21 protein-coding genes and 2 tRNA genes are annotated in these 24,712 nt (G+C 65.9%); 16 read left to right on the top strand and 7 right to left on the bottom strand.

From position 1 onward, the window contains the following. Positions 1-44 precede the first annotated feature (44 nt). From ASPHE3_RS12875 to ASPHE3_RS12865, 3 genes are all read left to right on the top strand, one after another. Positions 45-118 (top strand) — tRNA-Met (locus ASPHE3_RS12875). 102 nt (positions 119-220) lie between these two features. Further along, positions 221-294: transfer RNA gene (locus ASPHE3_RS12870), tRNA-Met, on the top strand. A 140-nt stretch (positions 295-434) separates the two neighbouring features. Beyond that, positions 435-1,367: a cytochrome b/b6 domain-containing protein gene (locus tag ASPHE3_RS12865; RefSeq protein WP_013601642.1), complete on the top strand. Its 933-nt coding sequence runs from the start codon at positions 435-437 to the stop codon at positions 1,365-1,367. A 19-nt stretch (positions 1,368-1,386) separates the two neighbouring features. Here the strand turns inward: ASPHE3_RS12865 and ASPHE3_RS12860 are convergent, their stop codons facing one another. The 3 genes from ASPHE3_RS12860 to ASPHE3_RS12850 all read right to left on the bottom strand — a co-directional run bounded on the left by ASPHE3_RS12860 (position 1,387) and on the right by ASPHE3_RS12850 (position 5,862). Further along, positions 1,387-2,823 carry a cryptochrome/photolyase family protein gene (locus ASPHE3_RS12860; RefSeq protein ID WP_013601641.1) on the bottom strand — a complete coding sequence of 479 codons (1,437 nt, stop codon included), beginning with the start codon at positions 2,821-2,823 and terminating at the stop codon, positions 1,387-1,389. Between the two features lie 93 nt (positions 2,824-2,916). Beyond that, entirely contained in the window at positions 2,917-3,708 is a 792-nt protein-coding gene (locus ASPHE3_RS12855; protein ID WP_013601640.1) for a PspA/IM30 family protein, read from the bottom strand. A 111-nt stretch (positions 3,709-3,819) separates the two neighbouring features. Continuing rightward, positions 3,820-5,862: a TPM domain-containing protein gene (locus ASPHE3_RS12850; protein WP_013601639.1), complete on the bottom strand. Its 2,043-nt coding sequence runs from the start codon at positions 5,860-5,862 to the stop codon at positions 3,820-3,822. Between the two features lie 286 nt (positions 5,863-6,148). On the opposite strand from ASPHE3_RS12850, the gene ASPHE3_RS12845 reads away from it, so the two are divergent. The 4 genes from ASPHE3_RS12845 (at position 6,149) to ASPHE3_RS12830 (ending at position 10,602) form a co-directional block, all read left to right on the top strand. Beyond that, entirely contained in the window at positions 6,149-7,765 is a 1,617-nt protein-coding gene (locus ASPHE3_RS12845) for a trypsin-like peptidase domain-containing protein (protein WP_013601638.1), read from the top strand. A 287-nt stretch (positions 7,766-8,052) separates the two neighbouring features. Beyond that, positions 8,053-8,853, top strand: a complete 801-nt coding sequence (locus ASPHE3_RS12840) for an electron transfer flavoprotein subunit beta/FixA family protein (protein ID WP_013601637.1) — start codon at positions 8,053-8,055, stop codon at positions 8,851-8,853. Between the two features lie 14 nt (positions 8,854-8,867). Beyond that, positions 8,868-9,818 carry an electron transfer flavoprotein subunit alpha/FixB family protein gene (locus ASPHE3_RS12835; RefSeq protein ID WP_013601636.1) on the top strand — a complete coding sequence of 317 codons (951 nt, stop codon included), beginning with the start codon at positions 8,868-8,870 and terminating at the stop codon, positions 9,816-9,818. Between the two features lie 4 nt (positions 9,819-9,822). Continuing rightward, complete coding sequence (locus tag ASPHE3_RS12830; RefSeq protein ID WP_013601635.1) at positions 9,823-10,602, top strand: PIG-L deacetylase family protein; 780 nt, start codon at positions 9,823-9,825, stop codon at positions 10,600-10,602. A gap of 85 nt (positions 10,603-10,687) precedes the next feature. Here the strand turns inward: ASPHE3_RS12830 and ASPHE3_RS12825 are convergent, their stop codons facing one another. The 4 genes from ASPHE3_RS12825 to ASPHE3_RS12810 all read right to left on the bottom strand — a co-directional run bounded on the left by ASPHE3_RS12825 (position 10,688) and on the right by ASPHE3_RS12810 (position 13,828). Beyond that, positions 10,688-11,557, bottom strand: a complete 870-nt coding sequence (locus ASPHE3_RS12825) for an anti-sigma factor (protein ID WP_013601634.1) — start codon at positions 11,555-11,557, stop codon at positions 10,688-10,690. Between the two features lie 10 nt (positions 11,558-11,567). Further along, positions 11,568-12,176, bottom strand: a complete 609-nt coding sequence (gene sigK, locus ASPHE3_RS12820) for an ECF RNA polymerase sigma factor SigK (protein ID WP_041652930.1) — start codon at positions 12,174-12,176, stop codon at positions 11,568-11,570. A 195-nt stretch (positions 12,177-12,371) separates the two neighbouring features. Continuing rightward, positions 12,372-12,839, bottom strand: coding sequence for a tRNA (cytidine(34)-2'-O)-methyltransferase (locus ASPHE3_RS12815; RefSeq protein WP_013601632.1), 468 nt, complete (start codon positions 12,837-12,839; stop codon positions 12,372-12,374). 38 nt (positions 12,840-12,877) lie between these two features. Then, positions 12,878-13,828 (bottom strand): J domain-containing protein, encoded by a 951-nt coding sequence (locus ASPHE3_RS12810; RefSeq protein ID WP_013601631.1) that lies wholly within the window; start codon positions 13,826-13,828, stop codon positions 12,878-12,880. A gap of 201 nt (positions 13,829-14,029) precedes the next feature. On the opposite strand from ASPHE3_RS12810, the gene ASPHE3_RS12805 reads away from it, so the two are divergent. From ASPHE3_RS12805 to ASPHE3_RS12765, 9 genes are all read left to right on the top strand, one after another. Continuing rightward, positions 14,030-14,722 (top strand): hypothetical protein, encoded by a 693-nt coding sequence (locus ASPHE3_RS12805; RefSeq protein WP_013601630.1) that lies wholly within the window; start codon positions 14,030-14,032, stop codon positions 14,720-14,722. Positions 14,723-14,763: 41 nt separating this feature from the next. Further along, complete coding sequence (locus ASPHE3_RS12800; protein ID WP_013601629.1) at positions 14,764-16,014, top strand: cysteine desulfurase family protein; 1,251 nt, start codon at positions 14,764-14,766, stop codon at positions 16,012-16,014. A 113-nt stretch (positions 16,015-16,127) separates the two neighbouring features. After that, positions 16,128-17,267: a tRNA 2-thiouridine(34) synthase MnmA gene (gene mnmA / locus ASPHE3_RS12795; protein ID WP_041652170.1), complete on the top strand. Its 1,140-nt coding sequence runs from the start codon at positions 16,128-16,130 to the stop codon at positions 17,265-17,267. Positions 17,268-17,506: 239 nt separating this feature from the next. Then, positions 17,507-19,138 (top strand): ABC transporter substrate-binding protein, encoded by a 1,632-nt coding sequence (locus ASPHE3_RS12790; protein ID WP_013601627.1) that lies wholly within the window; start codon positions 17,507-17,509, stop codon positions 19,136-19,138. A 127-nt stretch (positions 19,139-19,265) separates the two neighbouring features. Further along, entirely contained in the window at positions 19,266-20,357 is a 1,092-nt protein-coding gene (locus tag ASPHE3_RS12785) for an ABC transporter permease (protein ID WP_013601626.1), read from the top strand. A 2-nt stretch (positions 20,358-20,359) separates the two neighbouring features. Further along, positions 20,360-21,373, top strand: coding sequence for an ABC transporter permease (locus ASPHE3_RS12780; RefSeq protein WP_041652168.1), 1,014 nt, complete (start codon positions 20,360-20,362; stop codon positions 21,371-21,373). Beyond that, the gene (locus ASPHE3_RS12775) at positions 21,370-23,094 is read left to right on the top strand and encodes an ABC transporter ATP-binding protein (RefSeq protein WP_013601625.1); all 1,725 of its coding nucleotides are present in this window, start codon (positions 21,370-21,372) and stop codon (positions 23,092-23,094) included. Before ASPHE3_RS12780 ends, ASPHE3_RS12775 begins: the two co-directional genes overlap by 4 nt. A gap of 94 nt (positions 23,095-23,188) precedes the next feature. Further along, positions 23,189-23,596 (top strand): chorismate mutase, encoded by a 408-nt coding sequence (locus ASPHE3_RS12770; RefSeq protein ID WP_013601624.1) that lies wholly within the window; start codon positions 23,189-23,191, stop codon positions 23,594-23,596. After that, on the top strand, positions 23,593-24,711 hold the full coding sequence (locus tag ASPHE3_RS12765; RefSeq protein WP_013601623.1) for a uroporphyrinogen decarboxylase/cobalamine-independent methonine synthase family protein: 1,119 nt from the start codon (positions 23,593-23,595) through the stop codon (positions 24,709-24,711). Before ASPHE3_RS12770 ends, ASPHE3_RS12765 begins: the two co-directional genes overlap by 4 nt. Position 24,712 lies beyond the last annotated feature (1 nt).

Raw genomic sequence — 24,712 nt, 5'->3', positions numbered from 1 at the left:
CGATTTGGCCTGGTGTTCACGTCCCGGTAAAGTAGTTCTTGCGACGCGGGGTGGAGCAGTTCGGTAGCTCGCTGGGCTCATAACCCAGAGGTCACAGGTTCAAATCCTGTCCCCGCAACTGATGGAAAGGTCCGGATACTGGAAACGGTATCCGGACTTTTTTGTGTAGTCCGGGAGTGGAAAAACCCGCCGGGAAAATAGGGTAGTGTTGATTCAGCGACGCGGGGTGGAGCAGTTCGGTAGCTCGCTGGGCTCATAACCCAGAGGTCACAGGTTCAAATCCTGTCCCCGCAACTATGTGAAGGCCCCGACCGGCATCAAGCCGGGCGGGGTCTTCTTTTTCCTTGGATACGGGTAGTTCCTAGTATTCTCTTTCGCAGAGCCTCACGCGCTGTGAGTACTTGGCCTGTCATTCTCGAGAGGAATGTTGTTCGATGTCCACACCCACGAAGAAGCCCCGTGCCGCTGCGGGTAAGCGGTCACGACTCTACTGGGGAGTGCCTGCAGTCCTGGGCGGGCTGGTCCTGGTTGTGCTGGTCGCCAGGCTGCTGATGGGGCTTCCTGCCGTTGCTTCCTTCGTGGCGGACTATCCGGGCCATTCCGAGCTTCCGGAGAATGCTCCGGCCGGCTTTCCTGCCTGGCTTGCCTGGCAGCACTTCCTCAACGCGTTCTTCCTGCTGCTGATCATCCGTACCGGGTGGCAGGTGCGGACCACCACCCGTCCCAGCGGGCACTGGATCCGGAACAACAAAGGCCTGATCAAAACAAAGAACCCGCCCACCAAGATCACCCTCGAATTGTGGTTCCACCTGACCCTGGATGCGCTGTGGATCCTGAACGGCCTGGTCTTCGCGGTCCTGCTGTTTGCCACCGGCCAGTGGATGCGCATCGTTCCCACCAGCTGGGACGTCTTCCCCAACGCCTTGTCCGCTGCCCTGCAGTACGCCTCCCTGGACTGGCCCACCGAGAACGGCTGGGTGAACTACAACGCCCTCCAGCTGCTGTCGTATTTCGTGACGGTCTTTGTGGCGGCCCCGCTCGCGTTCATCACCGGCCTGCGCATGTCGGGGGCTTGGCCCAAGAAGGCCGCCGGCTTGAACAAGGCTTTCCCCATCGAATGGGCGCGCGCTGTCCACTTCCCGGTCATGATCTACTTCGTGGCATTCATCGCCGTCCACGTGTTCCTGGTGCTGGCAACGGGAGCCCTCCGGAACCTCAACCACATGTACGCAGTGCGTGACGACGACGGCTGGCTTGGATTCTGGATCTTCCTCGCCTCCGTCGTGGTCATGGCGGCGGCGTGGTTCCTGGCGCGGCCGCTCTTCCTGCGGCCCATCGCCTCCCTCATGGGTAAAGTCAGCCGCTGAGTCCTCTGCAGGGGCGGTGTCAGCTGTCCTTGAGTTTCTGGTAGGCGGCAAGGGCGCGTTCACGGGATCCCGGCAGGTCCACCAGCGGGCGGGGGTAACCGTGCAGGCCGTCGGCGGCTTTCCACGGTTCGTGGATTGCTTTTGCCTCGAGGCCTGCCAGTTCCGGGATGTATTGTCGCAGGTAGTTCCCGGCGGCATCGAACTTCTTGCTCTGCGTCACCGGGTTGAAGATCCGGTAGTACGGGGAAGCGTCGGCTCCTGACCCCGCCACCCACTGCCAGTTGGCCGGGTTGCTGGCGGCGTCGGCATCCACAAGGGTGTCCCAGAACCAGGCCTCGCCGGTCCGCCAGTCTGCCAGGAGATTCTTAACCAGGAAGGAAGCAGCGGCCATCCTCACGCGGTTATGCATCCAGCCTGTCTGCCAGAGCTGCCGCATGCCCGCATCCACGAAGGGGTAGCCGGTCCGGCCCTGCTGCCAGGCCGCCAGCTCATCCTTGCCGGGTTTCTCCCACTCAAACCGGTCAAACTCGGGCCGGAAGTTGCGGGTGGCCAGGTCAGGGTTGGTGTAGAGGAGGTGCCAGCAGAATTCACGCCAGCCCAGTTCAGAGCGGAAGATGCCGACGTCGGCGGGCACCTCACGCGGAAAGCGGCCGCGGATTTCCCGCCAGACGCGGAACGGGCTGACTTCGCCGAACCGCAGGTGCGGCGAGAGGCGGCTGGTTCCTTCAACACCCGGAATGTTCCTGCCAGTGCCGTAATCCTGTGCGGAACCTTCCAGGAAATCTTCCAGCCGTTGGCGGGCCCCTTCTTCTCCAGGCTCCCAGGTTTTGGCCAGGCCGCCGCTCCAGTCGGGGGAGGAAGGGAAGAGCCGCCAGGTTTCCAGGGCATCTCCTGCCGGCCCGGAGCCGGTCTTGCCGGCGGGCGGCGGCGGCAGTTGTGGTGGGGCGCTGAGGGGGTCACGGACGTCGCCACTTGCCAGGCATGCCCGCCAGAAGGGCGTGAAGACCTTGTAGGGCCCGCCAGCGCCGGTCCGGATGGTCCAGGGCTCAAACAGGAGGTTCGCCTGATAGCTCAGGGCTTCGATGCCGTTTTCTCCGGCCCATGCCTTGACGGCTGCATCCACCGTCCGCTCCGGAAGGCCGTAGCGGCGGTTCCAGAACAGGTGCCCGGCGTTCGTTGCCGCCGCCAGGTCCTTGAGGATCGGCTCCGCAGGGCCGCGTTGCAGGAGCAGCCGTGAGCCGCTGGCCTCGAGCGATGACGCCAGGGATGCGAGTGAGTGATGAAGCCACCAGCGCGAGGCGCTGCCCAAGGGCCTGACCCCCTCCGAGTCTTCGTCGAGGATGTAGACCACAGTCAGGGGCAGTCCCAGGTCCACGGCTGCGGCCAGGGCAGGATTATCATCCAGCCGCAGGTCGTCACGGAGCCAGACGATCGAGGTCAGATCAGAGGAAGCCATGGCACCACGCTACACAGGGACAGAACAGACAGGGCCGGGACCGTCCGGCCCCAGCCCTGCCTGATGTCAACACTGCGGGTCTCCCGCTGCCACTTAGAGCTTGTCGAAGTCGGCCTCTTCGACGGTTGAGGCCGAGGCTGCAGAGCCGGAAGCGCCGAGTGCAGGCTTGGATGAATTGCCTGACTTGAGCGCAGCGAGCCGCGCTTCGATTTCCACCTGTTCCCCGAGGTCTTCAAGCTGGTTGAATTGCGCGTCGAGGCTTGAGGCGGCGAGTTCCTGCTGGCCCCGGACCTTGGCCTCCTCGCGGCGGATCTTTTCCTCGAAGCGGCCCACCTCGCTGGTGGGATCCATGATGTCGATGCTCTTGATGGCATCGTGGACCTGCGACTGTGCCGCGGCGGTCTTGGAACGCGCCACCAGTTCATTGCGCTTGCTGGTCAGCTGGTTCAGCTTGCCCTTCATCTGGTCCAGCCCGGTCTTGAGCTTCTCCACTACTTCGCGCTGGGAAGCGATGGCGGGCTCGGCGCCCTTGGCCTCATTCTCGGCTGCCATCTGGCGCTGAAGGGCCACCTTGGCCAGGTTGTCGAATTTCTCGGCGTCCACAGTGTCGCCGCTGGCCCTGAATTCGTCAGCCTTGCGGGAAGCTGCGAGGGCCTTGTTGCCCCAGTCGCGGGCGTTCTTGACGTCCTCGTTGTAGTCGTCCTCGAGCATCCGGAGATTGCCGATGGTCTGCGCAACGGCAGATTCGGCCTCTGCGATGTTGTTGGTGTAGTCCCGGACCATCTGGTCCAGCATCTTCTGCGGATCCTCAGCGTTGTCCAGCAACGAGTTGACGTTAGCCTTCGCCAGCTGCGCGATGCGGCCGAAAATGGACTGCTTAACCATGGTGTTACCCTTTCGTCCTGCTCTGTGATGACCACTGAAATCAGTGAACAGTTGTGGTGTCCTTACCCGTCCGCCGGGGCAAATCCCGGTCGGCTGCGCGTTCCTGCGCGTCTAGAAACTTCCGGAGTCGCCGCCGCCGAAGTCACCACCGCCGAAATCGCCGCCGCCGAAGTCACCACCCCAGCCGCCGCCGTCGCTGTGGCCGCCGCCCCAGCCCCCACCGCCGCCTCCGTGGAGGATGGAGTTGATGAGGATGCCGCCCAGGATGGCACCGCCGAGCCCGCCGCCACCGCCACCGCCGAACATGCCGCCACGTCCATAGCCCTGGTTGGCGTAGCCGCCGAAGTGGTCCACGTCCGCCTGCGCCAGTTGGGCTGCCTGAGCGGCAAGGGCATGTGCCTGCTGGGCGTAGGTAAGGGCGGTCACCGGATCAGTCCGCGAGATGGACAGGGCGTAGTCGAGGTTGCGCTGGGACTCCGCAAGCCGGGTTCGGGCTTCGGTTCCCACTCCGCCGCGGCGGGCAGTGATGTAGTCCGAGGTGGCACTGATCTGGGCCTGGGCGGACATGATGGTCTGCTGCAGCGAGGCTTGGGCCCGGCGGGCCTGTTCCTGTTGGTCCCGGATGCCGGTCAGCGCCTGGTCCAGCGACTGGTGGGCGGTTTCAACCCGCTGGAGGGTGGCAATCGGATCGATCTTGCCGCCTTGGATCTCGGCCTTGACCTGCGCGAGGGCGCTTTCGACTCCGGCTACCGGGCCGGCCAGCTCAGGGTGGGCGCCGGACTGGATCATGGCGCGTGCCTGGGCAAGGTCCTGGGAGGTGTCCACGACGGCGTTCTCAAGGTTGCCCCTGGCCTCATCGAGGTTGGCGGCCACTTTGGTGATCGCATCCAGGAGGACGTTCGTCTGGTGCAGGCTCTCTTCGGCTGCGCGGACGGCAACCGCGGCCAGGCTGCTTTCGCCCTCGTCCAGTTTCTGCTGGGCTGTGGCTCTTGCATTCTGGACGAACGCCAGGCGTTCCTTCGCCTGCAGGATGTTGTCCGATACCTGGGTCAGGGCGCTTTCAGCGTATTTCGACCGGAGTTCGGTGAGGGTCTGCTCAGCATTGGCGATCTTAGCGTCCGCGTCCCGGGCCCCCGCACTGACTGTTGCCAGCGCCTGGGGAGCATTCTTTTCGAGCTCACGCAGGGAGTCGAAGTCCGCCTTCTGTTCCTGAAGGGAGGCCAGGGCTGCTTCGGACCGGCGGATGATTTCACCAAGCCACGCCCGCTGCTGCTCTTCGGTGTCGGGAATGTGGTCATCCAGCTGCTGCTGCAGCTTGAAGGATTCGCTCAGGTGGGCTTTGGCTTCCTGCAGCGCCTTGGTGAAGTTTCCGACGGCGGAATCACCGTATTGCGCCTGGGCGAACCCAAGCTCCTGCTCGCTGGACTTGATCGCATCGTCCGCTTCAATCAGCAGCGAGCCGCTCTTGCGGCGCAGCTCCTCAACGCTGAGCGAGGCCAGTGGATCGGCATGGCCGGCCTGCTGGCCATAACCTGCGGTGCCGGCCTGGCCAGCCGCCTTCCTGCGCTTGTTCCGGAAGTACAGGTATGCGCCTGCTCCACCAGCAGCCACGACGCCGGTACCGACGAGGACGGCAGCGCCCGCCCCGTTGTCCGATGGTACGTTTCCACTGCCCCCACCGGCTGCGTCACCGACTGCCAAGGCAGTGTCGATGGCAGCCTGGGCGAAGTCGCGCTTTCCACCAGCGAGATTGGCCACGATCGCGTTCTGGCTGATGTTGCTGGTCTTCGAATAAATCGGGCTCGCCGAATTGGGGGAGAAGTAGTACTTTCCGTCATCGGACATCGCCAGGATTACGTCGGCACGGCCCATGCCCTTGGTGGTCGCTACTTGCTGGGACCAAGCCTTCGGGTCGGCAGGGTTTTCGAAGGTATCGACCGTTACAACGTAGAGGTTGTACTTGTGGTCCTTCAGCAGCTTCTGAATTGCTTCCTGGACTTCACCCGAACGGCCGCCGAGGACTCCGGCTTTGTCCACTACGTTCTGGCCGGAGGGAATGGTGACCGGGTCTTCAGCCCAGGCCGCACCGGCAGGTATGGCCAGGAAAGCGGTAAGGCCGATCACGGCGAGGATACGTTTGAACTTTGACCGCATGTGCAACCCTTCAGCACGCCTGACACCGATTCGGGACGAATCAGTCGTCTCAGAATCCAGCAGCGCCCCCACGCCAGGTGTTAAGCCGCAGGTCGCTGTGGCATTCATCTTGATTCTATGGTGCACCCCACAGCCCGTCCATCGGCCCGAATATGCCACCAGCGAAACCCCAAGGACGCTCCAGCCGGAGCGGATGGAAAGTGTTCAGGAAGCTCTCAGCAAACATCCGAGCTTGTTCCAGCCGGGGAGTACATAGTTAATGCAGACAAGAATGAAAGGAAGTCCCATGACTGAGAACCAGACGCCCGGGCCGGCCCACCGGAACGGCGGCCAGGACAGGCAGGATCCCTGGGGGCAGCCCTCCGGCCAGTCCGGTGAGCCCGCGGCTGGGGGACAGGACGCCGGCACCAGCAGTCCTGGTGACCTGGACGCCCAGCGGCAGTACCCCACCGAGCGGCTGGACCAGCAAGGGGCCAATCCCACCCAGGAGATCCCGGGAGCGTCCCGCCCCGAGTATCCGCAGCGGCAGCCGTTCTACGGCCAGTCAAGCCAGGCCCACCAGAACCAGGCCCACCAGAACCAGGCCCACCAGAACCAGGGCCACCAGAACCAGGCCCACCACCCCGGCTACGGTTATTACGGCCAGGCCCGCCCGGAGGGCGGCAGCCTTCCCCCGAATCCCAAGGACGCACCCCGCCGGAAGGCCACGTTCGGCGTCGGAACCCTGGTGGCCAGCATCCTGGCCGCCGGACTGGTCGGCGGAAGCGTGGCTACGGTCGGCTCCGCTGAACTGTTCGGGAACGCAGGCGCAGGCACCACGGTCACCGGCAACAGCCAGCCCGGAACAGTCATCGTCAACAACCAGGACGAGGTCAATGCCATAACAGCGGCCGCGGTAAAGGCCTCGCCCAGCGTGGTGACCATCAGCGCAGCAACCGGCAGCGCGGGCGGCACCGGCTCCGGGATCATCCTGGATGACCAGGGGCACATCCTGACCAACACCCACGTGGTGACCCTGGACGGGCAGACGGCCAACGCCGCCCTTGAAGTGCGCACCAGCGAAGGGCGGGTTCTGTCCGCCAAGCTGGTGGGCACGGACCCGCTGTCCGACCTCGCCGTCATAAAGGTGGACAACGCCTCGGGCCTCACCCCGGCCACGCTGGGCGATTCCGGGAAACTGAATGTGGGGGACACCGCCATAGCCATTGGGTCGCCCCTGGGCCTCACCGGAACCGTTACTGACGGCATTGTCTCCACCCTGAACCGGACCATCAGCGTCGCGTCGGCGGCTGCCCCCGAAGAGGGGGACAACGCCGAGGGCGATGACGAAGGAGGGTTCCAGTTCGCACCTCCGGGCGGGGGCGAGAGCCAGCAGACGGCGGGACAGGGACAGATCTCCATCAACGTCATCCAGACCGACGCCGCCATCAACCCCGGCAACTCCGGTGGCGCCCTGGTGAACAGTGATGGTGAGGTGGTGGGCGTCAACGTGGCCATCGCGTCCGCGGGATCAAGTGCATCCTCCACCAGCGGAAACATCGGCGTTGGCTTCAGCATCCCGATCAACCATGCCAAGCGCGTGGCCAACGAGATCATCGAGACGGGCAAGGCATCCCACGGCCAGTTGGGCGTGAGCGTCCGGCCCAAGGCGGCATCCAGTACCTCGTCCGAGTTTTCGATAGGAGCGGATGTGGCCACGGTGGAAGCGGATTCTGCTGCGGCCAAGGCCGGCATCAAGGTGGGGGACGTCATTACGAAGTTCAACGACCTCCCCATCGGAGAACCCGAGCAGCTCACGGCCGCGGTGCGCGAACAGCCAGCCGGCACCACCGTCAAGATCACCGTCCTGCGCTCCGGAAAGGAACAGACGCTGGACGTCACCCTCGGCGCCGCTGCCAGCTAGAACACTCCCCGCACACGCTGCCGGCCGGCTCACTGCCGGCCCTGCATGCCGCATGAACCACGACGGCGACGTCCCCCACCCGGGTGGGCGCCGCCGTCGTTGTTTTACGCGGCGTTTCTGCCCGTCCGGGGCGCCCCTGACACAGGCGTTAACGGAAGAGGGCGCCGGAGTGCGCCTATATGGTTAGCTAGGAGCTACCCGTATGCCGGGGCATTCCGCGGCCATGACCTCACCCGGCTGGCTGTCCACAAGCATGGAAGGCTGCTGTAAATACAGTGGAAGATACATTGAAGATCATCGTCCTGGTCAAGCATGTACCGGACGCCCAGTTTGACCGCCACCTCAACGGTGAGGGCTACACGACTGACCGCGACGAGAGCATCCTGTCCGAGCTTGACGAATACGCACTCGAGGCAGCGCTGCAGCTTGCCGAAGCGCGCGGCGGAGCCAAAGCAGGAAACCAGGTCATCGCCCTCAGCATGGGCCCCTCGGGCGCGGTCAATGCCATCAAGAAGGCGTTGCAGATCGGCGCAACCGAGGGTGTGCACCTCACCGATGACGCCCTTGCCGGTTCGGACGCCGCGGCCACGTCCCTGGCGCTCGCAGCAGCCATTCGGACAGTGGGCAGCGACGGCCCCGTGGACCTGGTCATCACCGGCATGGCCTCCACGGACGGGGAAACGTCACTGGTTCCCGCCCAGCTCGCGGAACGGCTTAACCTGCCCCAGGTCACCTTCGCCTCTTCCCTGGAGGTCGACGGCGGCCGCCTCACCGCCCGCCGCGACGCCGACACGTCCTCCGAGACAGTGGAAGCTCCCCTCCCGGCTGTCGTGTCCGTGACGGACCAGATCAACGAACCGCGGTACCCCAACTTCAAGGGCATCATCGCCGCCAAGCGCAAGAGCATCACCACGCTGTCCCTGGCCGATATCGGCGTCGATCCGGCTCAGGTGGGTCACGCCGGTTCGTGGACCCGCGTGCTCAATGCAGAAGAACGTCCGCCGCGCACGGCCGGCACCATCATCACCGACGAAGGCGACGCCGGCATCAAGCTCGTTGACTTCCTGGCCGCCCAGAAGCTGCTCTGAGAGGGACCACAACCATGGCAAAAGTTCTTGTATTCATTGACAACCCCGGCGCAGCCCTCAAGAAGAGCAGCCTGGAGCTGCTGACCTTGGGCCGCTCCCTCGGGGAAACGGCCGTTGCCCTGAACGGCAAGCTGCATGACGACGTCGCGGCCGCCTTCGCCGAATACGGTGTCAGCACGGTGCTGCTCCCCTCGGCCGAGGACCTCGACGACTTCCTCGTCGCACCCAAGGCGGCCTACCTGGCTGCTGCCGCCGGGCAGGCAGGCGCCGACATTGTCCTGCTCGACAATTCCCCTGAGGGCAAGGAGATCGCCGCCCGCACCGGCATCCGGCTGAACGCGGGCGTCATCACCGACGTGGTGGGCGTGGACGCCGACGGCACAGCGCACAAGTCCGTCCTGGCGGGCTCCTACAACACGGCCTGCAAGGCCACCACCGCCATCAGCGTGCTGACGCTGAAGGCCAACAACGTGACCCCGGAACCCGCCCCAGCTGCCACCTCGCCCCAGACGGTCACTGTCGAGGTCCCGGCAGGCGGCGCTGCGGCGGCACGCATCACCGCCCGGGAACAGAAGGTTGCCAGCGGACGGCCGGACCTGACCGACGCCCGCATCGTGGTGGCCGGCGGCCGCGGCCTTGACGGCGACTTCACGCCGGTGGAGGAACTGGCCGATGCCCTGGGGGCAGCCGTGGGTGCATCGCGGGCAGCAACGGACGCCGGCTGGATCAGCCACGACGCCCAGGTTGGACAGACAGGCAAGACGGTTTCCCCGCAGCTCTACATTTCGGCCGGTATCTCCGGAGCCATCCAGCAGAAGGCCGGCATGCAGACTGCAAAGGTCATCGTTGCCGTGAACAAGGATGCCGAGTCGCCCGTCTTCGAGATCGCGGACTTCGGCATTGTCGGTGACCTCTTCGACGTCCTCCCGCAGGCCACCGCAGAGATCAAGAAACGCAAAGGCTGATTCTTTGACCGCCTCTCCTGAGCAGGCACAGAGCCCGTTCAACCCGGACATCCACCGGGTTGGGCGGGTGCTCTGTTTCGCGGCACATCCTGACGACATCGACTTTGGCGCCGCCGGCACCATCGCGGCCTGGACGGCGGCAGGGGTCCAGGTCAGCTATTGCATCATGACCGACGGCGATGCCGGTGGCTTCGACCCGGCCCACCGGGCCAATATCATCGCCCTGCGGGACGCGGAGCAGCGCCGTGCCGCTGAACTCGTGGGTGTCACTGACATCCGCTACCTGCACCAGCGCGACGGCTACCTCGAACCGTCGCACGAGGTGATGAAGGACGTGGTGCGGCTGATCCGGGACATCCGTCCCGACGTCGTGCTTTCCATGCATCCGGAACGCAACTGGAAAAGGATCCAGAAGAGCCACCCGGACCATCTGGCAGTGGGGGAGGCCGTGACCCGAGCCGTGTACCCGGCGCTGGAGAATCCGTTCGCCTATCCGGAACTGGCCGAAGCCGGGCTGGTGGCCTACAAGCTTCCCTGGCTGTGGCTCTATGCAGGGCCCGAGGAACGCGAGAACCATTTCGTGGACGTCACGGAGTATGTGGAGTCCAAGCTGCAGGCAATCCACGTGCATGTCAGCCAGCACCCGGACGTGGAAGCGATGGAGGCAACGGTGCGGCGGGGGATGCGCGCGAACGCGGCCCGCGCCGGTCTTCCCGCGGGCAGCAGCGCCGAAGCCTTCCACGTGGTGGCCATCAACGGGCCGGGAACCATCGCAGGTTTCTAGGCTCGGCCTTCAACGCCAAAGCGCCCCTGGCCAGCCCAATACGGGCAGGCAGGGGCGCTTTGTTGTTCGGCGGGAACCGTTGCTTCTACGCGCCCAGGGGAGCGGCGGCCACGGTGGGCAGGGTGGGGGATTCTGATCCACCCGCAGGCTCGACCGTGATTCCCAGGGCCGCGGCTGACGAAATCCCTTCCACCACTGCAGGTTTGGACAGGGCTTCTTCATCCATCAGCCCCTGGGACACGGGCGCGGAGCCGTCCTTGGGAATCAGCCACATCTGATAGACCTTCCCGGCAGGAGGTGCCGGAACGCCGCTCATCTTGACCACGGCCGCATCCTCCGAAGGCGAAATCAGGAGGGTGGCGGTACCGCCGCCTGCCACGTCCACCGACGCCTGCCTCAGGTCGCCCGCGCGTACCACCTGGTTCACCGGATCGTTCTGGTCGGCCAGGTAGGACCCCACACCCACACCGCCCAGGGCGATGGCCGCCGCAGCAGCAACCCCGGCAAGCCACCGGCGGGTGCTGCCGGGCGCGCGCCGTTCTTCCCGGCGCTGCCGGGCCCGGGCAAGCTCATCCCCGACGCTTGGCACCTGGTCTGCCTGGCCCTGTTTCACGTCACCTGCGGGGAGTGCGGCTGGAGGGGGAGTCCCGGCGTCGGGACGGCGCCCCTGGTCCGGCAGCTGCGCCACGATGCGTTCGAAAAGGTCAGCCGGCGGCTCCTCCTCGGCACGGAAGGTCCGCGCCAGAGTTTCCCTGGCTTGGCGCACCCGTTCGAAAAAGGCCGTCCGCTCAGCAGCCGGGGCGGCCGAGATGTACTCCTCGATGGCACGGCGTTCCCCTTCCGTGACCGCATCGAGGGCATAAAGCTCGGCCAGGTCCACGGCCCGGCCGGAAGCCAGGTCCATGGCAACTGTGTCGCCGAATGAGCCGGAGCGGCCGTTGCGGCTGTTGTTCATCTCAGTCATCTCAACTCACCCCCAAACAAGTCTTCAGTCGGATCAAGCCGTCGCGGATACGTGACTTGATGGTGGGCACAGCGGCGTTCAGGCGTTCTGCGACCTCCCGGTACGTCAGGCCGCCGTAGTAGGCCAGCCGCACCGATTCCTGCTGTGTCTCCGTCAGGGTTTCCAGGCAGCGCACTACGGCCTCGGCTTCAAGCCGGCTGCCCACCTCATCGGCCACGGTGTCGTGGTCAATGTCCTGGGTGCTGGCGCCGTACTTGGCTTCCCGGTCGGTGGACGATTGCGAGGACCGGACCCGGTCCACGGCGCGGCGGTGCGCAATGGTCATCAGCCAGGAGAGCGGACTTCCCGCCTTGGGATCGAACTTCGCCGCATTCTGCCACACCTGCAGGAAGACCTCCTGGGTGGTGTCCTCGCTGAGTTCGGCGTCGATCAGCACGCGCCGCGCCATGCCGAACACCCTGCGGGACGTCAGCTGGTAGAACTCCGCAAAGGCGGCCTGGTCCCCCCGGCCTATCCCTTCCAGCAGGACTGCGAGTCGGTGGCTGAGGTCTGAGGGCGCGTCTGTCACCGCAGCCGGGGCCTCGGAACGTGGCGCGTTGGGGGTATCCATCACTACCAAGCATAAGACGCCGGGCTGTGAATCCGGGGCAGTGCCGTCCCGGCTGCTGCGGGCGGTCCTGGAACCTGACTCCAGCAAGGTCACCTGCAGCTCCTCGAACACGTGGGGATGTTGTCGGCTGTAATTCGGTGCGGGTGCCGGGGCGGATGGGCCGGGCGCCGGAAAAAGTTGCGGGACGACTGCCGGCTAGATCTTGGCGCCGGCGAAACCCTGCTGGCGCCAGGCCTCATACACCGCGATGGACGCGGCGTTGGCCAGGTTAAGGGAACGCAGGGCGGGCAGCATGGGCAGGCGTACGGTAGCGGTCACGTGGGGGTCCGTTTTCAGCTCGGCGGGCAGGCCCACCGATTCCCGGCCGAACATCAGCACGTCGCCGGGCTGGTAGGAGATGTCCGTGTAGCTGGCTGTTCCATCGGAAGTGAAGGCATAGACCCGCTCAGGCTGGAGGTGCTGCCAGGCTTCCTCGATGCCCGGATGCACCGTGACCACGGCGAGGTCATGGTAATCAAGGCCGGCGCGGCGGAGCTTCGCGTCCGAAAAGTCGAAGCCCAGTGGTTCCACGAGGTGCAGTTCTGCGCCGGTGATGGCAGCCAGCCGGATGGCATTTCCGGTATTGCCGGGGATTTCGGGGGCGTGGAAGAGGATGCGGAACACCCTCCCATCCTAGCCACCGTTCTCAATTCATAACGCGTTCAGTGCATACCGCGCAGCAGCCGGGCCAGCACCGGCACGTTCACGGTGTTGGGAGCGGGGCCGGACGCCAGGAATTCCTTAAGGCCGCGTACCAACCCCGCTGCGTTGACGATCTGTACAGGCTCCAGTGCTCCTGCGGACCGGCGGTGGTTGTCGATCACCGGCTCGTGCAGGTTGCCGCCAGGGCTGAGCACCACGGTCCAGCCCGTGACGTTCAGTTCCGGAAAGATGTCCTGCATTGCCCGCACGACATGGGCGAGTTGCGGCGGGGCGATGGCGCGGCCGCCGTGGTTCAGCGTCCTGCCGTCCCAGGCGTAGGCTCCTTTCGGCAGGAGCATGGAACCAATCAGCGCCAGCCGGTAGCCGGACAGGACGGCGTGGTCGATGTGGGTGTTGTCCGCCGGTGACTGCAGCCCGTTGATCAGCCTGGCCGCCGGAATGGCGGGAAGCACCTGCCGGGTCAGGAGCTGCACCGTACGCATTTCGCGCTGGATGCGTGCCTCCGCCCCGAAGATTCCGCGCTTGCGGGGCATGCCGTGGACCTGCTGGCTGGCCAGCGCCAGGGGGATGAGTGGAACCTCCCCGGACGCCGTTGATCCGTAGGGCGGGACATAGACGGGAGGATCGCCGGCAGTGTTGCGGGCGTTGCCCGTCCTGTGCACGGTGGCGGAGGCGCGGCTGCCGGCCGGCGGAGCATCGAAATGCGGTTCGGTGCCGGCGTCCTCACCGCGGAAAGTTCCCGCCGCGTAGGAACGGTCGTAAGCCTTTCGCCGGACAGGGTCGATGAGCGTCTCGTAGGCCCGGGTGACGCGGCGGAATTGTGCGGCATCGCCGCCGTGATCGGGGTGCGCCGTGCGGGCAGCCCGCCGGTAGGCTACCTTGATCTCCTTTTCCGTGGCTGTGACTGCCACGCGGAGCACCTGGTAATAGGAGCTGCTGCTCTCGGTCAAGCACCCATCCTTCTCTTGGTTCGGCCAGTCTTCACAGGTAGCCGGCCTGCACAGTTTAACGGCCTGCCCTGAACAACGACGCTCCCGCCCCTCCGGGTTCCCCGCCAGGCCATGCCCCGGTGCATAGCTCCTGCAAGGTCCATCTAGACTCGTGCATGCGGCCGTGGGGCTGCGGCAGGGAGTCTGGGGGTAGGAGTGGAAATGCCGACGACGGCGGGACTGGCCGCGGGGGCACGGCTGCGGCTGGTGCCGGCCCTGGCTGCTGCAGCGGGAGCTGTGCTGCTGGCTGGTTGCACCGTGGACGTCCGCGACCCCGCGGCCTCCGGGCCGGTACCCGGCACCCCTGCCTTGGCTACTCCCACCATCACTCCGGGATACGACGCCGAAGCAGTGGCCGGCCAGGATCTTCCGTTCTCCGCCGGCGGCATCCTGGCGCCCGGCGTTCCCGTGGGGATCTCTGACGGGTTGAAGGATGCGCCGGGCTGGAAGGCGGTCAGCCACAATGTGGCAGGAGAAAGCCAGTACGTGAAAACTGACGGCTGCGTGGTCGCAGCCAGGGTGCACGCCAACCAGGGCGCGCTGGCACAGGGCGACGACCGTGAGTCGACCGTTGCCCTCTTCCAGTACCTCGATCCCACCATCCAGCCCGGATACCTGAAGGCCGGGACCCTGCGGTGGGGCGGGGATGAGTCCGCTCCTGCACGCGCGGTCGAAGTACTGGTCCTGGACCAGGTGCAGGGTCCGGGCGGAAGGGCAACCACCATCCACGCCCGGGTTTTCGCCACCGCTGAATCGTCTGTCTACGTTTCTGCCTCCTGCCCGGACGCCGCTTCCCTGGCCGCTGCCCGGGACGACGTAGCCCGCTACCTGCCGGTCCTGCCGCCCTCAGCCTGATACCCCACGCGAGTTCCGGGCGTCGCCGGTAGAATTGCAGGGTGCCCGTTTACCTCGACCATGCTGCCACCACGCCCCTTGCCCCCGAGGCGCTGGCTGCCCTGACCCGCGAGCTGTCCCGGACGGGAAACCCCTCCTCCCTCCATGGATCAGGCCGCAGGGCACGCCGCGCCGTGGAAGATGCGCGCGAAGCCATTGCCGCGGCCGCAGGGGCGCACCCGTCCGAGGTCATTTTCACTTCGGGCGGCACCGAAGCGGACAACCTTGCGGTCAAGGGCCTGTACTGGTCCCGCTCGGGCCAGGACCCGGCGCGGACCCGCATCCTCTGCTCCGCCGTCGAACACCATGCGGTGCTGGACACCGTGGAATGGCTGGAGCGGCATGAGGGCGCTGAGGTGACCTGGCTTCCGGTGGATGGCGACGGCGTGGTGGACCTGGCGTTCCTGGAAGCCGAGCTTTCCCGGAGCCCGGAAACCATCGCCCTGGTGACGGTGATGTGGGCGAACAATGAGGTGGGGACAATCCAGCCCATCACCCGGATAGTGGAACTGGCCCACTCGGCTGGTGTGCCGGTCCACTCCGACGCCGTCCAGGCCTTCGGCGCCGTGCCCGTGGACTTCAAGGCCTCCGGCCTGGATGCCATGGCCGTTTCCGGCCACAAAATCGGCGGGCCCGTGGGGGTGGGCGCCCTGCTGCTGGGAAGGGCAGTGAAGCTTACCCCCGTCCAGCACGGCGGGGGGCAGGAACGCGACGTCCGCTCCGGGACCCTGGACACAGCCTCGATCGCAGCGTTCGCCGCCGCTGCCCAAAGCGCCGCAGCGAACCTCGGCCAGGAATCGGCGCGCCTTGCCGCCCTCCGCGACCGGCTGATCGACGGCGTCCGCGAGCGTGTGCCGGAGGCCGTCCTGCGGGGCGCTCCCGGCAGCGGCCGGCTGCCCGGCAACGCACACTTCACCTTTCCCGGCTGCGAAGGGGACTCCCTGCTGTTCCTCCTGGACCTGGCCGGGGTGGAATCGTCCACCGGCTCAGCCTGCACAGCCGGCGTTCCCAGGCCCTCGCACGTCCTGCTGGCCATGGGGCTGGACGAGGAAACGGCGCGCGGGGCCCAGCGTTTCACCCTGGGGCACTCCTCCACGGACAACGACGTCGACGCCTTGCTGGCCGCGCTGCCCGATGCCTACGCCCGGGCACGGCAGGCAGGAATGGCCGGCCATGAGTCCTCCATCCAGACGGCGGGCACCTTGTCCCGCCAGGGTTCGGCCGGGTCCCGCCAGGGTTTTGCGGGCCGCTGATCCTGTTTCCGGGAAGGCCGTAGAATAGATAGGCGAAGATCGTTTCCCTGAAGCCAGCCTGGCCGGTCCGCCCCTACCGCCTCGAGCCGGAAACACCCCAACAGAAAGCCACTATGCGAGTTCTAGCAGCCATGAGCGGCGGAGTGGATTCCGCTGTCGCCGCCGCCCGCGCCGTTGAGGCCGGACACGACGTCGTCGGTGTCCACCTCGCGTTGTCCCGCATGCCCGGAACCCTGCGCACAGGAAGCCGGGGCTGCTGCACCATCGAGGACTCCCGGGATGCCTGGCGGGCGTGTGACGTCCTGGGCATTCCCTACTACGTCTGGGACTTCTCCGAGCGCTTCAAGGAAGACGTCGTCCAGGACTTCATCGACGAATATGCCGCCGGGCGGACGCCGAATCCCTGCATGCGCTGCAATGAGCGGATCAAGTTCGCGGCGCTGCTGGAAAAGGCAATCGCCCTGGGCTTCGACGCCGTCTGCACCGGGCACTACGCCAAGGTCATCGAAGACGCCGACGGCAACCGTGAACTCCACCGCGCCGCAGACTGGGCGAAGGACCAGAGCTACGTCCTGGGCGTCCTGACCCACGAGCAGCTCAAGCATTCCATGTTCCCGCTGGCCGACACGCCGTCCAAGGCTGAAGTGCGTGCGGAAGCTGAACGCAGGGGGCTCTCGGTTGCGAACAAGCCGGACAGCCACGACATCTGCTTCATCCCCGACGGCGACACCGCCGGCTGGCTGGCTGAGAAGATCGAGATGACCACCGGCGACATCGTGGACGAAACGGGCACCAAGGTGGGCGAGCACCCGGGCGCCAACGCCTTCACAGTGGGCCAGCGCCGCGGCCTGAAACTGGGCACGCCGGCTGCGGACGGCAAGCCCCGGTTTGTGCTGGAGATCCGCCCCAAGGAAAACAAGGTGGTGGTGGGCCCGGAAGCGCTGCTGGCCATTGACGAAATCCGCGGCATCAAGGTGTCCTGGGCGGGCCTGCCCATCGCCGAAGTGGGTACGGGCGCGGAATTCGACTGCCACGCGCAGGTGCGGGCGCACGGCGATCCGGTTCCCGCTACGGCCCGCATGGAGCCTGCCGGAGCGGGCGAGGACCCCGCCGGCAGCCAGCTTGTTGTCAGGCTCACCACTCCGCTTCGGGGAGTGGCCCCCGGCCAAACGGTGGTCCTCTACCAGGGAAGCCGCGTACTGGGCCAGGCAACCATCGATGCCGCCCGCTCCCTCCAGCGCGCCGAACTCTAAAGCCAGCAGTACCAAGAACACCGTCCCGGTTCCGCCGGGACGGTGTTCTTCGTTGTGCTCCGGATAAATCAGGGCAATGGACCGATCAGGTAAATTTTGTGTCTCAACTCACAAAATGGCCCGCGCCGAGTGTGGACTCTCTGATTGAATCTAGGCATCAGCACCGCGCGCTTCCTGCCTGAGCAAATGCACCCATCAGCGGTCGGCGGGCGCGCCCTCATCGAACAGAAAGTTCACAGATGACGAAGAGTACTAAAGCACTGCACGGCGCCATCGCGCTGGCAGGCATCTCCGCCCTTGCCCTGACTGCCTGCACGGGCCCCTCAGGCGGCGGCGGAACCTCAACCGGCGAGGCAGGAGGCGGTGCCATCACCTACGGCACCACGGACAAAGTCGTCACCCTCGACCCCGCCGGTTCCTACGACGGCGGATCCTTCATGGTCATGAACCAGATCTATCCGTTCCTGCTCAACTACAAACCTGGCACTGCCGATGCCACCCCTGACATCGCGGAATCTGCTTCCTTCACCAGCCCCACCGAATACACGGTCAAGCTGAAGCCCGGCCTTAAATTCGCCAACGGCAACACCCTGGACTCCTCCGACGTCGTGTTTTCCTTCAACCGCGTCAAGTCGATCGACGATCCCAACGGGCCCGCCTCCCTGCTCTCCAACATGGAAAAGATCGAGGCAACGGACCCCAACACCGTGGTGTTCACCCTGGCAGCCGGAAACGACCAGGTGTTCCCCGGCGTCCTGGCCTCCAACCCCGGGCCGATCGTGGATGAGGAAGTGTTCCCGGCGGACAAGATCATGGATGACGATGCGATCGTTGCCGCAAAGCCCTTCGCCGGCCAGTACACGATTGAAAGCTACAAGAAGAACGAACTGGTCAGCTTCAAACCCAACCCGGACTACCAGGGGCTGCTGGGCCCGGCCGCCAATGACGGCGCCACCCTCAAGCACTATGCAGACCCGAACAACCTGAAGCTCGACGTCCAGCAGGGCAACATCGACGTGGCCGGCCGCATCCTCACCGCCACCGACGTTGCAGACCTTGAAAACGACGACAAGGTCAAGGTCCACAAGGGCCCGGGCGGGGAGCTGCGCTACATGGTGTTCAACTTCGACACCATGCCGTTCGGGGCCAAGACGCCCGAAGCCGATCCCGCGAAGGCCCTCGCTGTTCGCCAGGCCGTGGCCCACCTGGTGGACCGTGACGTCATTGCATCCCAGGTCTTCAAGAACACCTACACCCCGGTCTATTCCTACGTTCCCAAGGAATTCGAAGGAGCTGCTGAGCCCCTGAAGAGCCTGTATGGCGACGGCAGTGGCAAACCCAGCCTGGACAAGGCCAAGAAGGTCCTGGCCGACGCCGGCATCACCTCAGTGGTGGACCTGAAGCTGCAGTACACCGACCGGTACGGCACGTCCGCCGCTGATGAGTACGCCCTGGTCAAGGAACAGCTGGAGAAATCAGGGCTCTTCACCGTGGACCTCAAGTCCACGGAATGGACCACCTACACCAAGGAGCGCCGGGCTGACGCCTACCCGGTGTACCAGCTCGGCTGGTTCCCGGACTACTCGGACGCGGACAACTACCTGACGCCGTTCTTCATCCCGGGCAACTTCCTTGGCAACCACTACGAGAACCCCGCAGTGACGGAGATCGTGAAGAAGCAGCTGGTCACCACGGACAAGGCTGAGCGGAGCGAACTCCTGGGCCAGGCGCAGGAAGCCATCGCCAAGGATCTCTCAACGCTGCCGCTGCTGCAGGGCGCCCAGGTCATGGTGGCCGGAACGGACGTCCAGGGCGTTGAAAAGACACTTGACCCGTCCTTCAAGACGCGCCTTGGCGTGATGTCCAAGTAGCAGGTCCCACCCACCATCCGGCTCTGAAACACACGGGGCGGGACGCCCGCCAGGCGTCCCGCCCCGCGTGCTGGCCGTGACACGGTGCAGCTGACCGCATGCACCGTGCAGACACCCTGAGGCACCCATGACCACATTGATCGACGCGCCACCCACGGACGCGGACGGCCTGCTCCCGGCCGCCAAAAAATCCTCCGGCGGGGGATTGGGACAGTACATCCTGATCCGTTTCCTGCTGATCTTCCCCACCATCTTCATCCTGGTAACCATGGTCTTCTTCCTGATGCGGATCACCGGTGATCCCATCACCGCGGCCATGGGCGGACGCCTGCCCGAGGACCAGCTCCAGGAGCGGATCCAGGCTGCAGGCTACGACCGGCCCCTCCTGGTCCAGTACTTCGAATATCTCGGCCAGCTGGCCACCGGCAACTTCGGCCGCACGCTCACGGACAACCGTGCCGTCGTCGAAATGCTCACCACCTATGGCTCGGCCACCCTGGAACTGAGCATCAACGCCCTGCTCGTTGCCCTCCTGGTGGGCATCCCGCTGGGCATGGTGGCCGCCCACCGCAGGGACAAGGCGCCGGACGCCGTCCTGCGCGTCTTCGCCATCCTTTGCTACGCAACCCCGGTGTTCTTCGCCGGCATGCTGCTGAAGCTGACCTTCTCCGTCTGGCTCGGCTGGCTGCCGGTGGCAGGAAGGGCCAAAACGTCCAGCGAACTCGCCCTGACTTCCCTCCAGGCCCCCACCGGAATCTACTGGCTGGACGCTCTCCGCAGCGGCAACATGGCTGCCCTCGGCGATGTGCTGGCGCACGCTGTCCTTCCGGCGGTGGCACTGGGACTGCTGACGGCGGGGATCTTCCTCCGCCTGGTGAGGACCAACGTGATCGGCACCCTGGGCAGGGATTACATCGAAGCCGGCAGGTCCCGCGGCGTGAGCGAATACCGCCTGGTCACCAAGCACGCCTACAAGCCCGCGCTGATCCCCATCATCACGGTCATGGGACTGCAGATCGCGGTGATGCTCGGCGGAGCCGTGCTCACCGAGAAAACGTTCGAATGGAAGGGCCTGGGCTTCCAGCTCGCCAACTACCTGACAGCACGCGACTTCGTGGCTGTCCAGGGCATCGTGGTGCTGCTGGCCATCATCGTGGCCATGACCAACTTCATCGTGGACATCATCGCCGCGCTGATCGATCCCCGCGTGAGGTACTGAAGATGAGCATCCCCGCAGTTCCCGTCCCGATGGAAAGTCCCCGGGCCCCCTGGTACCGGCGCCTGCCGGTCGTTTCACACTTCAACAAGAGCGTGGGCCTGCAGCGCGGCATGCTGGTGGCGGGCCTGGTGCTCACCGGCCTCTTTGTCCTGACGGCGCTGTTCGCCCCGCTGCTGGCGCCATACGGTTTTTCCCAGCTTTCCGACGCCGACGGCAACTTCCCCACGCAGCAGGCCCCCGGCGGCAAACACCTCCTGGGCACGACAGTGGGCGGCTATGACGTCCTCTCCCGGGTCATCTGGGGTGCGCAAACGGCAATCCTGGTGATCGTTGTCGCCGTCGCCATGTCCATCGTCGTCGGCGTGGTCCTTGGTTTGGTGAGCGGCTACATTGGCGGGTGGCTGGACCGGATCCTGGTGGTCATTGCCGACGCCGTCTACGCCTTTCCCTCGCTGCTCGTGGCCATTGTGATGGCAATCGTCATCAGCGGCGGACAGTCCAGCCTCATTGGCGGCATCTTCGCTGCCGGCACGGCCATCACGCTGGTCTTTATTCCGCAGTATTTCCGGGTCATCCGGGCCGAGACCGTCAGGCTGAAGGCTGAGCCCTTCGTGGAGTCCGCCAAAGTGGTGGGAGCATCCAACATCCGCATCATGACCCGCCACATCTACCGCAACGCCACCCGGACCCTGCCGCTGATCTTTACCCTGAACGCCTCCGAAGCCATCCTCACCCTGGCCGGGCTCGGCTTCCTCGGCTTCGGCATCGAGCCCAGCTCGGCCGCGGAGTGGGGCTTCGACCTCAACAAGGCGCTCGCCGACACCACGTCTGGCATCTGGTGGACCGGGCTGTTTCCCGGCCTCGCCATTGTGCTGACCGTGGTGGGCCTGACCCTGGTGGGCGAGAGCATCAACGACCTGAACGATCCACGCCTCCGCGGCCGCAAGAGCACGGGCGGCAGTTCCCCGGCGCCGGTGGACAACGCCGCCATGGCAACCGAAGTGAGGGCATCATGACCGTCAATATCGATCCATTGTCCGGGCGGAACGCCGACGGGGAGCCCGACGGCGGCCGTCCTGTTCTCGACATTGACCACCTCCAGGTCACGTTCGCTACCGACGGCGGGCCAGTGTACGCAGTCAAGGACGTCAGCCTGGAAGTCAGGAAGGGCGAAGTCCTGGCTATCGTGGGTGAGTCCGGCTCCGGCAAGACGGTCACAGCCAAGACCATCCTCGGGCTGCTGCCGGAGACGGCCAGCAGTTCCGGTGCTGTGGTGATCAACGGGACCGACGTGATCAGCGTGAGCGCGGCACGCCTCCGCCAGATCCGTGGCCGTGACGTGGCCATGGTTTTCCAGGAACCGTCCACCGCGCTGAACCCGGTGTTTACTGTCGGCTGGCAGATCGCCGAAGGCATCCGCGCCCATGCAGGCAGCGGCGGAAAACGGGTGTCAGCCAGGGAGGCGAAGTCCCGCGCTGTTGACGCCTTGCGCAAGGTGGGTATCCCCGATCCTGAACATCGGGTCAACTACTACCCCCACCAGTTCTCCGGAGGGCAGAAGCAGCGGGTGGTCATCGCCGCGGCCCTGGCGTTGAACCCCGGGCTGATCGTCGCGGACGAGCCCACCACCGCCCTGGACGTCACCGTCCAGGCGGAGATCCTGGAACTCCTGCGGGACCTGCGGGACAAGTACGGCACGTCGATCGTGCTGATCACGCACAATATGGGGGTGGTGGCGGACTTGGCCGACCGGGTGGTGGTCATGTACCAGGGCGACGTGGTGGAGGAGGCGCCATCAAGGACACTGTTCGCCGAGCCGCGGCAGGACTACACCCGGAAGCTGCTCGCCGCGGTGCCGCACCTGGGCCACAACTCCGCGTCGGAAGGACTCACCAGCCGGGCACACCAGGATGAGGAAGTCCTGGTGGAGGCGAACAACCTCACCATCGAATACCCGGGCAGGCTGGGAACGCCGGCATTCAAGGCCGTGGACCGGGTCAGCTTCACCCTGTCCCGGGGCGAAGTGTTCGGGCTGGTAGGGGAATCAGGTTCGGGGAAGACCACCATCGGACGCGCCATCGCTGGGCTGAACCGCACCACGGGCGGCAGCCTTCGCGTGCTGGGGTACGAAATGCTGAACCTCCGGGAGCGCACCTTCAAACCGCTCCGGAAGGACATCGGCTTCGTGTTCCAGGACCCGGCGGCCTCCTTCAATCCGCAGCTGACCATCGGGGACTGCATTGCCGAACCCATGCTCATCCACACGAAGCCAAGCCCGGCGCAGGCGCGCAAACGCGTGGGCGAGCTCCTCGAATCAGTGCAGCTGCCGGCGTCGTACGCGGGGCGGTACCCGCACGAGCTGTCCGGCGGCCAGCGGCAGCGGGCATCGCTGGCGCGGGCCCTCAGCCTCAATCCCCGGCTGCTGATAGCAGACGAGCCGACGTCGGCCCTGGACGTTTCCGTGCAGGCGAAAGTCCTGGAGCTGTTCAGGGACATCCAGCAGGAGTTCGGCTTCGCCTGCCTCTTCATAAGCCACGACCTTGCCGTGGTGGACACGCTGTCCTCCTGGGTGGGCGTGCTGTACAAGGGCAGGCTGGTGGAGCAGGGAATCGGCAGCCAGGTGATGGGAAACCCGCAGCATGACTACACCCGGCGGCTCATCGCCTCGCTGCCGGTGCCGGACCCCCAGGAACAGGCGCGGCGCAGGGAAGAGCACCGCGCGCTGCTGGCCACCTGAGCGCAGCCCTGACAGTGAGCACCGGTGCCGGTTCCCGGCCGGCACCGGTGCTTAACACCCGGGTGATTCCGGTGGCTGCCCATAGACTTGAAGCATGACGCAGCACAACCCTCACGCACCTGACTCCGATGACTACGACCCCTCCGCCAGTTCCCTGGCCGGCCAGGTGGACAACTCGGTGATGGCTGAACTGCTGTCCATCCGTTCCAGCATCGACAACATCGACGCCACCTTGGTGTACCTCCTCGCCGAGCGGTTCAAAGCCACCCAGAAGGTGGGATTCCTCAAAGCCACCCACCGGCTTCCTGCCGGCGACCCGGGACGGGAAGCCGCGCAGATTGCCAGGCTCCGGCGGCTCGCTGAAGACGCGCACCTGGACCCCGCCTTCGCGGAGAAGTTCCTGAATTTCATCATTGGCGAGGTCATCCGGCATCACGAAGCCATTGCCGAGGACCACGAGGCCGCCTCCGGACAGCAGCCGCAGGCGTCAAGCCTCGCGTGAGCATGCACCAGCGGCACGAACCAGCCCGCGGCACTGCCCCGGGCACTGCCCCCTTCCCACACGGCGCCTCCGCTCCGCAGAGCCACGCGCAGGACGTCCGGCCGAAGGAAGTCACAGCCACCGCACTGGGCCCATGGCCGGGTGATGACCCGCTGGAAGCTGCCCGGATTATCCGGGGTGAACTGGGGAACCCCCACCTTCCGTTCCTCGCGGAACTGCCGGACAGGGGTGTCGGTTCCGACGCACTGGGACGCACGGCCTCGTTGCTGGAAGAGCTCGCCGTGGACGTCCAGCCCTACGGCTGGCGGCTGGTGGACCGCCCCGGCAAGGACTTCCGCCGTGCCGCGTCCGCCCTGGCTACCGACATCAATATCCTGGCCGATGTCGCCGGGGCGGAGGAAGCACCGGCGGAGGAGATCAAAGTCCAGCTGGTGGGTCCGCTCAGCCTGGCCGCCGGCCTTCACCTGCACAACGGGGAGCGGGCCTTGATCGACTACGGCGCCCGGCGGGACCTTGCCGCGTCACTCGCGGCCGGCGTGGGAAGCTACCTGTCCCGGGTGGCTGCTGCGGTCCCCGGAGCGCGGCTGGTGGTGCAGGTGGACGAACCGGACATTGCAGCGGTGCTGGCCGGCACTATTCCCACCTCCAGCGGCTACCGGACGCTGCGTGCGGTGGCTGGTTCCGAAGCCCGGGAAGCCTGGCGGCTGGTCTTGGACGCCGTGCGCACAGCCGGTGCGGCCGAGGCTGTCATCGCGGTGCCGGAGATCGAAGCACCGTTCGAGCAGATCCTTGCGGCCGGAGCCGACGGCATCGCCGTCCCAACGAAGGCCCTGACGTCCCGGCAGTGGGAGCAGCTGGCCGGAGCGGTGGAAGCGGACAAGCGCGTCTGGCTCGGGGCATTTGACGTTGCAAACCAAACCCTGCCGAAGGTAGCTGACTGTGTTGAGGCTGTCTGGCGTCCGTGGCGCCAGCTGGGCCTCCCCGCAGCGTCGCTTGCCACCGTCCGGATTACCCCGTCCCACGGGCTCGCCGGCCACACCCCGGCAGAGGCCACCGCAGTCCTGGGCCGCATCACCCAGGTGGCCGACGGGCTCAACCAGCGGGCGCTGGGATGAT

It is taken from the genome of Pseudarthrobacter phenanthrenivorans Sphe3 (assembly GCF_000189535.1).
Lineage (GTDB): Bacteria > Actinomycetota > Actinomycetes > Actinomycetales > Micrococcaceae > Arthrobacter > Arthrobacter phenanthrenivorans.
This window is presented reverse-complemented; position numbering and strand designations above follow the sequence as displayed.

What these genes read in the sequence shown, in the direction of transcription:
- ASPHE3_RS12865 (WP_013601642.1), top strand. Translation starts at nt 435, where the DNA reads ATGTCCACACCCACGAAGAAGCCCCGTGCCGCTGCGGGTAAGCGGTCA.
- ASPHE3_RS12860 (WP_013601641.1), bottom strand. Translation starts at nt 2,823, where the DNA reads ATGGCTTCCTCTGATCTGACCTCGATCGTCTGGCTCCGTGACGACCTG.
- ASPHE3_RS12855 (WP_013601640.1), bottom strand. Translation starts at nt 3,708, where the DNA reads ATGGTTAAGCAGTCCATTTTCGGCCGCATCGCGCAGCTGGCGAAGGCT.
- ASPHE3_RS12850 (WP_013601639.1), bottom strand. Translation starts at nt 5,862, where the DNA reads ATGCGGTCAAAGTTCAAACGTATCCTCGCCGTGATCGGCCTTACCGCT.
- ASPHE3_RS12845 (WP_013601638.1), top strand. Translation starts at nt 6,149, where the DNA reads ATGACTGAGAACCAGACGCCCGGGCCGGCCCACCGGAACGGCGGCCAG.
- ASPHE3_RS12835 (WP_013601636.1), top strand. Translation starts at nt 8,868, where the DNA reads ATGGCAAAAGTTCTTGTATTCATTGACAACCCCGGCGCAGCCCTCAAG.
- ASPHE3_RS12825 (WP_013601634.1), bottom strand. Translation starts at nt 11,557, where the DNA reads ATGAACAACAGCCGCAACGGCCGCTCCGGCTCATTCGGCGACACAGTT.
- sigK (WP_041652930.1), bottom strand. Translation starts at nt 12,176, where the DNA reads ATGGATACCCCCAACGCGCCACGTTCCGAGGCCCCGGCTGCGGTGACA.
- ASPHE3_RS12805 (WP_013601630.1), top strand. Translation starts at nt 14,030, where the DNA reads ATGCCGACGACGGCGGGACTGGCCGCGGGGGCACGGCTGCGGCTGGTG.
- mnmA (WP_041652170.1), top strand. Translation starts at nt 16,128, where the DNA reads ATGCGAGTTCTAGCAGCCATGAGCGGCGGAGTGGATTCCGCTGTCGCC.
- ASPHE3_RS12790 (WP_013601627.1), top strand. Translation starts at nt 17,507, where the DNA reads ATGACGAAGAGTACTAAAGCACTGCACGGCGCCATCGCGCTGGCAGGC.
- ASPHE3_RS12785 (WP_013601626.1), top strand. Translation starts at nt 19,266, where the DNA reads ATGACCACATTGATCGACGCGCCACCCACGGACGCGGACGGCCTGCTC.
- ASPHE3_RS12780 (WP_041652168.1), top strand. Translation starts at nt 20,360, where the DNA reads ATGAGCATCCCCGCAGTTCCCGTCCCGATGGAAAGTCCCCGGGCCCCC.
- ASPHE3_RS12775 (WP_013601625.1), top strand. Translation starts at nt 21,370, where the DNA reads ATGACCGTCAATATCGATCCATTGTCCGGGCGGAACGCCGACGGGGAG.
- ASPHE3_RS12770 (WP_013601624.1), top strand. Translation starts at nt 23,189, where the DNA reads ATGACGCAGCACAACCCTCACGCACCTGACTCCGATGACTACGACCCC.